This window comes from Streptomyces sp. NPDC054841 (assembly GCF_053611045.1).
Genome location: NZ_JBSGZO010000386.1, coordinates 1 through 8249, shown reverse-complemented (window position 1 = coordinate 8249; position 8249 = coordinate 1). Strand labels below are relative to the sequence as shown.

Below are 8249 nucleotides of genomic sequence, written 5' to 3'. Positions count from 1 at the left end.
GGGGAGGGGCCTCGGCCCCTCCCCGGAACGGTCGGGGCGTGCCCTACTCCTCGTACGCGAGCGTCGTCATCATCCCGGACTCCGAGTGGTAGATGTTGTGGCAGTGCAGCATCCACAGGCCCGGATTGTCCGCGTCGAAGTCCGCCACCAGCTTGTGGTGCGGCAGCAGGATCGCCGTGTCCTTGCGGGCACCACGTCCGTTGACGCCGTTCAGGGCGTAGGTGTGGCCGTGCAGATGTACGGGATGCCACATGTCCGTGGCGTTGATGATCACCAGTCGGACCCGCTCGCCGTGTTCGACCCTGTGGAGCGTGTCCGGGTCGTAGGGCTTGTGGTCGATGCCCCAGTCGTAGTTCTTCATGCCGCCGGTCAGCTTGAGCTTGAGGAGGCGGTCGGGCCGGCGCCGGGACAGGGCCACGGACTCGTCCGGCCGGAGGCGGGCGGCCGACGTCAGGATCTTCCGGTCCAGCTCCGCAGGGCGCGTGGACGGTTCGGGGGCCGGCCCGCTTCCCGTGCGCAGGACGGCCATCGCCGAGCCTCTCTTGCCCTCGGCGAGCGCGGTGAGCGGAAAGACCCCGTCCTTCGCGGTGACCATCACGTCGTACCGCTCGGCCATGCCGATGAGCAGCGCGTCGGTCCTGTGGTGCCGGACCGGATAGCCGTCGGTGTGGGTGACCGTCAGCTCGTGGCCGCCGAGCGCCACCCGGAAGGCCGATTCACCGCCGGCGTTGATGATGCGCAACCGGATCCGGTCGCCGGGCTTGGCCCTGAACTGTGTGGGATCGTCTGCCGTGCGTCCGTTGATCAGATAGTGCGGGTAGGCGACATCGCCCGCATGGCCGCCGAGCAGCTTGCTCGTGGCGCCCGTCATCAGCCGTCGTGGGCCCTTCCCGCGGTACGGCGACGGTGAGGGGGCCTTCCCGTCCGCCACCCCGCCGCCACCGGCTCCCACCGGCCCGGAGGGTGCCCGCTCATGGCCGTCCTGCTCGTGGCCGTCCTGCCCGGCGCCGTGGCCCATGGCCGGCCTGCCCTTGCGGAGCTGGGCGAGGACATCGTCCGGGGTGGAGCCGCCCACCCCGTCGATCCAGTCGTCCAGGATGACGATCCACTCGTGGTCGTACGAGAGCGGCTCCCGCGGGTCGTCCACGATCAGCGGCGAGTACATCCCGCGGTCGATCTGCACGCCCATGTGGGGATGGAACCAGTACGTCCCGGGGTGCGGCACCTCGAAGCGGTAGTCGTGCGTCCCGCCCGGCTTGATGGGCGGCTGCGTGACGTCCGGCACGCCGTCCATGTCGTTGCTCAGGGCGATGCCGTGCCAGTGCACCGTGGTCGGCTCCGGCAGATGGTTGGCGAGGGTGAGCGCCAGAGTGTCGCCCGCGGTGATCCGGACCACCCGGCCCGGCAGTTCGCCGTCGTACGTCCAGGACCTGACGGTGCGCCCGCCGCCCAGCTCGACCGTGGTCGGGGTGGCGGTGAAGGTGCGGCCATGGATCCGTCCCCCGTCGCGCGACGTGTCCGAGGGGTCGGCCTTCTCGCCGTCCGGCGAGCCGTTTCTCTCCGGCTTGGCGCCCGGGGCCCCCTGGGGGCCGCCGTTGTCCGGTCCGCTGCCCGAACAGGCGGCCAGGAGTCCGGATCCTGCGGCGGCGATCCCGGCACCGAGCAGGGCGCGGCGGGTGTGAGAGGTCTGACGGGTGTGCTCCATGCGCATGACTATGTGCACCTCGCTGTGGATGAGGAGGAGAGCGTGGGATGGCGTGCGTCTGCCACCGCCGTCCGGGCAGGACGGGACGGCCGGACGCGCTCCTGCATCCGCAGCACCGGCAGGGCGGCGGGGACGGTCCGGCGGGGTGGTGGATTCGGGCCTACGGGCAGCGGCGGCCGCGGCCTGCCGAGGCCCGCGCCGCCGGTCCGGGCGGACCCGCCGCGTATGCGGACCCGCTTCCTATGAGGAACTGCCCGTCCATGGCCCTCCGTCGGTCGTCATACGGGCAGACTACCCCCGCCGGGTATTGTTTTCGGACGGATTCGTCACGACACGTCATAACATAGTCACCGATGCCTGGAACGATCGGTATGCCCAAAGTTGTCGCATTGCTGATCGCGCTGGGTTCCGCCGCGTACACCGCCTGGGTACTCGAACTGGTCCTCCCCACCGGTCTCGACCCCGTCCAGGCGTACGTCAGTGAACTCGCCGCCGCCGACCAGCCCTTCGGCGGACTGTTCCGTGCCACCGACCTGGCCGCCGGACTGCTCGTCCTCGCCGGAGCGTGCTGTGCCCTGCTGTGGCTGCCGCAACGCCCCTGGGCGGTCGTCGGCTGGGCCGGGCTGCTGCTCTTCGGCGCCGCGACCGCCACCGACTCGCGGCTGCCGCTGAGCTGCGCCGCGACGGCGGATCCCGAGTGTGCCGCCCGCGAGGAGGCCGGACTCGTGCCGGCCACCCACACGGCCCACGCCTGGAGCAGCAGCCTCGCGGTCCTGGGCGCGGTCACCGGGATCGTGGCGCTCACCGTCGCCGCCCGCCGCTACCGCTGGTGGGCGCCGCTCGCCAGGACCGGTCCGGTGCTCGTCGCCCTCGAACTCGCCGCCACCGTCTGGACCCTGGCCGCCGTCGCCGCGCTCGAGACGGCCCGCGGCGCCTGGTTGCTGGGGGCCGGTCAACGGCTCCAAGTACTGCTGGTGGCAGGGTGGCTGGCGGTACTGGCGTATTCGGTGGCACGGGAGGGGCGGGGCATATGACGCAGGGAGCAAGGTCGGGCGGTTTCATACAGATCGGTGGGGTACCCCATCACGTCGTCGTCGAAGGCAGCGGCCCCGTCTGCGTGCTGAGCGCGGGCCTCGGGATGAGCTGGTTCGACTGGGACCCCGTCGTCCCCCTGCTCGCGCCGCACCGCACCGTCGTCCGCTTCGACCGGCCGGGACACGGGCTGAGCGGACCGGCCGCCGTACCCCCGTCCGCCGCGGGCGAGGCCCACCGCATCGCCGCGATCCTCGACGCGGTCGGCTGCGAAGGGCCCGCCACCGTCGTCGGCCACTCCATCGCGGGCTTCCACGCGGAGGCGTTCGCCCGCCTCCACCCCGCCCGTGCGGCCGGCATCGTGCTGGTCGACTCCAGCGTCGAGGAGCATGCGCGGGTGCCCGCCGCCCCCGCGGTCCGTACGGCCGTGGCGCGCGGCGTCGGCACGGCACTGACCGCCGTGGGCGCGCCCGCCGCGCTCGGCCCCCTCACCCGGCGCGCCATGGTCCGGCTCTCCCGTACGAGCGGCGGCGACCCGGCCCCCGCCGCGCTCGTACGCCGCTGCTACGGCACCGCACGCGTGATGCAGGGAGCCCTGCTGGAGAACACCCACTACAAGGCGGTCGCCGCCGAACTGCTCGCCCTGCGCGAGCGATTCCCGCTCCCGGACGGGGTTCCGGTGACCGTACTCGCCGCATACAACGGCGGCGGTGGGCGGTTCGCGCTGCGCATGCTGGAGCGGCAGCGCGCGCTGGCCCGGCGGCTCGGGGACGCCCGCTTCGAGGTCGTCGAACCGTCGAGCCACCTGATCATGCTGGACCGCCCGGACGCGGTGGCCCGGGCGGTCCTGATGCCGGGGGAGGAGCGGGTCAACCCCGTGCATACACCTGCTCGACCCACGACGCGATCTGGTCCTCCGACAGGTGCTGGGCCAGATCGGCCTCGCTGATCATTCCCACGAGGCGTTTGTTCTCGATCACCGGCAGCCGGCGGATCTGGTGGTCCTGCATCTCGTGCAGCACCTCGTCCACATCCGCTTCCGCGTCGATCCAGCGCGGGGTGCCCTTGGCCATGTCGCCCGCGGTGATCTTCGAGGGGTCATGGCCCATGGCCACACAGCCCACGACGATGTCACGGTCGGTCAGGATGCCGCAGAGCCGTTCATCGGCATCGGCGATGGGCAGTGCACCCACATTCAGTTCGCGCATCAGCTGCGCGGCGCGGTCGAGCGTCTCGTGCGACGGGATCCACTGGGCCCCGCGATGCATGATGTCCTTGGCGATGGTCATGGAGTTCGTACCTCCTGGGTTCGTACCTCCTGGGTGCGGCCCACGCGACCCGATCTCGCCCGATGTCGCCCAGTACCACCCAATGCTGCCCAGTACCACCCGATGCCACCGATGTCACCCGGTTCCGCCGAACGGGTGGGAAGGAGCCTTCCGATGGCCCGGCTGCTCTTGCGCATCACGGGCCGGGACCTGCCCGGCCGCGACTGCGGAGACTTCTCCGACGTGCACGTAGGTACGCAGCGGGGCAGGGAACCCGATCAGCTGGTCCCGGCGGACGCCGAGGAAGCCGTATTCGACATTACCGCCGACATCGTCGAGGCGCCCGACGGAACGACCGACTTCCGCGGGCCCTGTGTACAGGGGCGACGCGGCGAGCGGTTCCTCTATCTGACCTGGGGCGAACTGCCGGCGGGAGGCACCTTCACGATGTTCCGGCGGGCGAAGCTGTTCTTCGCGGACATTCCGGCGGAGCTGGTGGCGGCGGGTGCGGCCGAGGCGACGCTCGGGCTGACCGACGGCCACGGACTGCCGCTGTGTGCGGCGGTCCGCCCGCCCCGGGTGCTGTGGCGCGCCGGGGCGGGCGGAGGCTGAACCGGTACCGGTACCGGTCCGGGCCAGTCCCGGTCCGGGCCGGCCTGGACCGGTGCGGCCCGGACCGGAGTGCTGCCGTCCAGCTGTGCCAGCTGTGCCGGCTGTGCCGGCTGTGCCGGCTCCGCACCGGTCCGGCTTCAGCTCCGGGGCGCGGCGCCGCGTTTCTTCAGCAGGTCGGCCATCAGGTCCAGCTCGGACTGCTGGGCGTCGACCATGCCCTGGGCGAGGTTCTTCTCCGTGTCCACCGTGCACAGGTCGGCGCAGCCCTTGGCCATCGCGACGCCGCCCTTGTGGTGGTCGGTCATCAGCTGCAGATAGAGGATCTCCGCCTGCCTGCCGCTCGCCTCGGCCAGCTGCGCCAGCTCGGTCCTGGTGGCCATCCCGGGCATCAGCGAGCCGTCCCGGACCTCGTGCCCGCCATGCCCGTCATGGCCGCCGTGCCCCCCGTGACCACCCTCGGCGGACTTCATCCAGGCCATCGGCCCGGTTCCGGCCGAGACCTTCGGCAGCCCCCACAGATCCAGCCAGCCGAGCAGCATGCCCCGCTGGTTGGCCTGCGTGTTGGCGATGTCGTACGCGAGTCTGCGCACTTCCTCGTCCTGCGTACGGTCCCGGACGATGAAGGACATCTCCACCGCCTGCTGATGATGGACCGCCATGTCGCGGGCGAAGCCGGCCTCCGGGGAGTCCGCCCCGGGGGCCGTCGCCGTCTCCTTGCCGCCGTCCGTGGCACCGTCCCCGCCCGCGGACGCGACCGTGGCCGCGCCCGCGAACAGCAGTGCCAGCACGACGGCCGTGATCGCGGCCCAGTGCGTCCCGGTCGGCTTCGGGGTCATGCGCTCAGCCCGCCCGTGCACGCGGCACCCGGCTCGGGCGTCTGCGCACCCTGCACGTACTTGGTGAAGAACTGGTCCACCCGCGGGTCGTCCGCGCCGTTCACCGTGACCTGCTTGCCCCAGGCGCTGAGCATGATCGGCCCGGACTGGTCCTTCACCGGGCTCATCAGCGAGTACGGGGTCTTGCCGACCTTGTCCTTCAGCGTCTTCACGTCGGCGGCCGGGGCCTTGTCGTTGTACGTCACCCACACCGCTCCGTGCTCGAGCGAGTGCACGGCGTTCACATCGGGGATCGCCTTGTCGTAGACGTTGCCGTCGCAGTTCATCCACGCCTGGTGGTGGTCACCGCCGACCGGCGGCTTCATCGGGTACGTCACCGTCGTCTTGACGTGATTGCGGCCGAGCTTCTTCGCGTCCCAGGACTTCTCGTCCTTGATCGGCGCCTTGGCGGCGGCCTCCACCTGCTCCTTCTTCTCGCCCTCCTTGTTCAGTGCGTACGTACCGAAACCGACGAGAGCCGCGACCACGAGGCCGCTGACCGAGATCGTGATGATGCGGTTGCGGCGCTCGCGGGCCTGCTCGGCCCGGCGCATCTCCTCTATACGGGCCCGGCGGTCGTTCGTCCTGGTAGCCATATTTCTTCGTCCTTCTTCTGCGTCAGGTGCGTCTGGGAACAGGGACAGCCCGCCCTGGGGGCGGATTCGGCGGAAAGCGGTCCTGTTATGTCCGCAGCACTTGAAGGACGTGGAGATCCGGAGCCCGGGGAAGGGCTCCGGTGCGCGGCACCCGGGCGGCTTGGTGTGCCCGGGCGGGGCCGGGCGGCAGTCCGGCACTGTCGAGGGGGCCGTCCAGGGGCGGGGCGGTGAGCACGGCGGGGCTGAGATGCCGGAAGAGGCCGCAGTCGCCCCGGTCGTAGGGACAGCTGTACTCGGCGTCGGACGGGGTGGTGGACGCCGGTGTGAGCACCCGGTGGGCGCCGGTGCCGGCGCCGTGCGCTCCCTCGGCGGTACCCGTGGCCGCGCCGGTGCCCGCCTGGCCCAGGCAGATGAAGAGCGCGGCGAGGAGCGTCGCCACGGCGCTCGCGAGCGCCATGGGACGCGCGGTGCGCGCGATGCGGTAGTGCCGCAGGCCCCCCATGGGCGGAGATGGTAGTGGCGGGAGCGTGCCGCATGTCATACGGGGTGCGTAATCTGGGCGAAACCCCGGGTCGTGATACTGAAGATTCCTTCTACGCCCTGGCGGTGGTGCACAGGCCGTCTGAACTGCAAGGATGTGGCTCATGGACAAGCAGCAGGAATTCGTGCTCCGCACGCTCGAGGAGCGCGACATCCGGTTCGTACGCCTGTGGTTCACCGACGTGCTCGGTTTCCTGAAATCGGTCGCCGTGGCACCCGCCGAGCTGGAGCAGGCCTTCGACGAGGGCATCGGCTTCGACGGCTCCGCGATCGAGGGTTTCGCGAGGGTCTACGAGTCCGACATGATCGCCAAGCCGGACCCGGGCACCTTCCAGATCCTGCCCTGGCGCGCGGAGGCCCCCGGCACGGCCCGGATGTTCTGCGACATCCTCATGCCCGACGGCTCCCCGTCCTTCGCCGACCCGCGTTTCGTGCTGAAGCGGATCCTGGCCAAGACCTCGGACCTGGGCTTCACCTTCTACACCCACCCCGAGATCGAGTTCTTCCTGCTGAAGGACAAGCCCCTCGACGGCACCCGCCCCACCCCCGCGGACAACTCCGGCTACTTCGACCACACGCCGCAGAACGTCGGGATGGACTTCCGCCGCCAGGCCATCACGATGCTGGAATCCATGGGCATCTCCGTGGAGTTCAGCCACCACGAGGGCGCGCCCGGCCAGCAGGAGATCGACCTCCGGTACGCGGACGCGCTGTCGACCGCCGACAACATCATGACGTTCCGCCTGGTCATGAAGCAGGTCGCGCTGGAGCAGGGTGTCCAGGCCACCTTCATGCCGAAGCCGTTCTCCGAGCACCCCGGCTCCGGTATGCACACCCACCTCTCCCTCTTCGAGGGCGACCGGAACGCGTTCTACGAGTCGGGCGCCGAGTACCAGCTCTCCAAGGTGGGACGTTCCTTCATCGCCGGCCTGCTCAAGCACGCCGCGGAGATCTCGGCCGTCACGAACCAGTGGGTCAACTCGTACAAGCGCATCTGGGGCGGCTCGGCCCGCACCGCGGGCTCCGGCGGCGAGGCCCCCTCGTACATCTGCTGGGGCCACAACAACCGCTCGGCCCTGATCCGCGTCCCGATGTACAAGCCCGGCAAGACCGGCTCCGCCCGCGTCGAGGTCCGCTCCATCGACTCCGGCGCCAACCCTTACCTGACCTACGCGGTCCTGCTCGCCGCGGGCCTCAAGGGCATCGAGGAGGGCTACGAACTCCCGGCCGGCGCCGACGACGACGTCTGGGCGCTGTCGGACGCCGAGCGCCGCGCGATGGGCATCGAGCCGCTGCCGCAGAACCTGGGCGAGGCGATCACGCTGATGGAGCGCAGCGAGCTGGTCGCCGAGACGCTCGGGGAGCATGTCTTCGACTTCTTCCTGCGCAACAAGAAGCAGGAGTGGGAGGAGTACCGCTCCGAGGTCACGGCCTTCGAGCTGCGGAAGAACCTGCCGGTGCTGTAAGCGCAGGTCAGCGCAGGTCAGCGCAGGTACTGAGCCTGAACGACACTCCGGGCCGACGGTCACCGACCGTCGGCCCGGAGGCGTCCCGGCCCAGCGGCATGGCAGGGCAGCAGGCACTTTCGCTTTGCACTCCTGTTCCAGCCGCTGCCGCGCGT

Annotated in this window: 9 protein-coding genes; 4 read left to right on the top strand and 5 right to left on the bottom strand. The window is 70.7% G+C overall.

Annotation, left to right across the window (positions count from 1 at the left end; all coding sequences use genetic code 11):
- Positions 1-43: 43 nt before the first annotated feature.
- Positions 44-1705 carry a multicopper oxidase family protein gene (locus tag ACWGI8_RS34030; RefSeq protein WP_453666902.1) on the bottom strand — a complete coding sequence of 554 codons (1662 nt, stop codon included), beginning with the start codon at positions 1703-1705 and terminating at the stop codon, positions 44-46.
- A 353-nt stretch (positions 1706-2058) separates the two neighbouring features.
- On the opposite strand from ACWGI8_RS34030, the gene ACWGI8_RS34025 reads away from it, so the two are divergent.
- Together ACWGI8_RS34025 and ACWGI8_RS34020 are read left to right on the top strand one after the other, a co-directional pair.
- Positions 2059-2739, top strand: a complete 681-nt coding sequence (locus ACWGI8_RS34025) for a DUF998 domain-containing protein (RefSeq protein ID WP_453666900.1) — start codon at positions 2059-2061, stop codon at positions 2737-2739.
- Complete coding sequence (locus ACWGI8_RS34020) at positions 2736-3686, top strand: alpha/beta fold hydrolase (protein WP_453666898.1); 951 nt, start codon at positions 2736-2738, stop codon at positions 3684-3686. Before ACWGI8_RS34025 ends, ACWGI8_RS34020 begins: the two co-directional genes overlap by 4 nt.
- Here ACWGI8_RS34020 and ACWGI8_RS34015 read toward each other — a convergent pair.
- On the bottom strand, positions 3607-4026 hold the full coding sequence (locus tag ACWGI8_RS34015; protein WP_453666896.1) for a CBS domain-containing protein: 420 nt from the start codon (positions 4024-4026) through the stop codon (positions 3607-3609). The two genes, ACWGI8_RS34020 and ACWGI8_RS34015, sit on opposite strands and share 80 nt — an antisense overlap.
- Positions 4027-4179: 153 nt before the next feature.
- On the opposite strand from ACWGI8_RS34015, the gene ACWGI8_RS34010 reads away from it, so the two are divergent.
- Positions 4180-4617, top strand: a complete 438-nt coding sequence (locus ACWGI8_RS34010) for a DUF5990 family protein (RefSeq protein ID WP_453666894.1) — start codon at positions 4180-4182, stop codon at positions 4615-4617.
- Between the two features lie 137 nt (positions 4618-4754).
- Here the strand turns inward: ACWGI8_RS34010 and ACWGI8_RS34005 are convergent, their stop codons facing one another.
- The 3 genes from ACWGI8_RS34005 to ACWGI8_RS33995 form a co-directional block, all read right to left on the bottom strand.
- Positions 4755-5453: a DUF305 domain-containing protein gene (locus ACWGI8_RS34005; protein WP_453666892.1), complete on the bottom strand. Its 699-nt coding sequence runs from the start codon at positions 5451-5453 to the stop codon at positions 4755-4757.
- Positions 5450-6088 (bottom strand): DUF3105 domain-containing protein, encoded by a 639-nt coding sequence (locus ACWGI8_RS34000; protein WP_453666890.1) that lies wholly within the window; start codon positions 6086-6088, stop codon positions 5450-5452. Before ACWGI8_RS34000 ends, ACWGI8_RS34005 begins: the two co-directional genes overlap by 4 nt.
- Before the next feature lie 85 nt (positions 6089-6173).
- Positions 6174-6590, bottom strand: a complete 417-nt coding sequence (locus ACWGI8_RS33995; RefSeq protein WP_453666889.1) for a hypothetical protein — start codon at positions 6588-6590, stop codon at positions 6174-6176.
- A gap of 142 nt (positions 6591-6732) precedes the next feature.
- Here ACWGI8_RS33995 and ACWGI8_RS33990 point away from each other — a divergent pair, with 142 nt between their 5' ends.
- Entirely contained in the window at positions 6733-8094 is a 1362-nt protein-coding gene (locus ACWGI8_RS33990; RefSeq protein WP_453666887.1) for a glutamine synthetase family protein, read from the top strand.
- Positions 8095-8249: the final 155 nt, after the last annotated feature.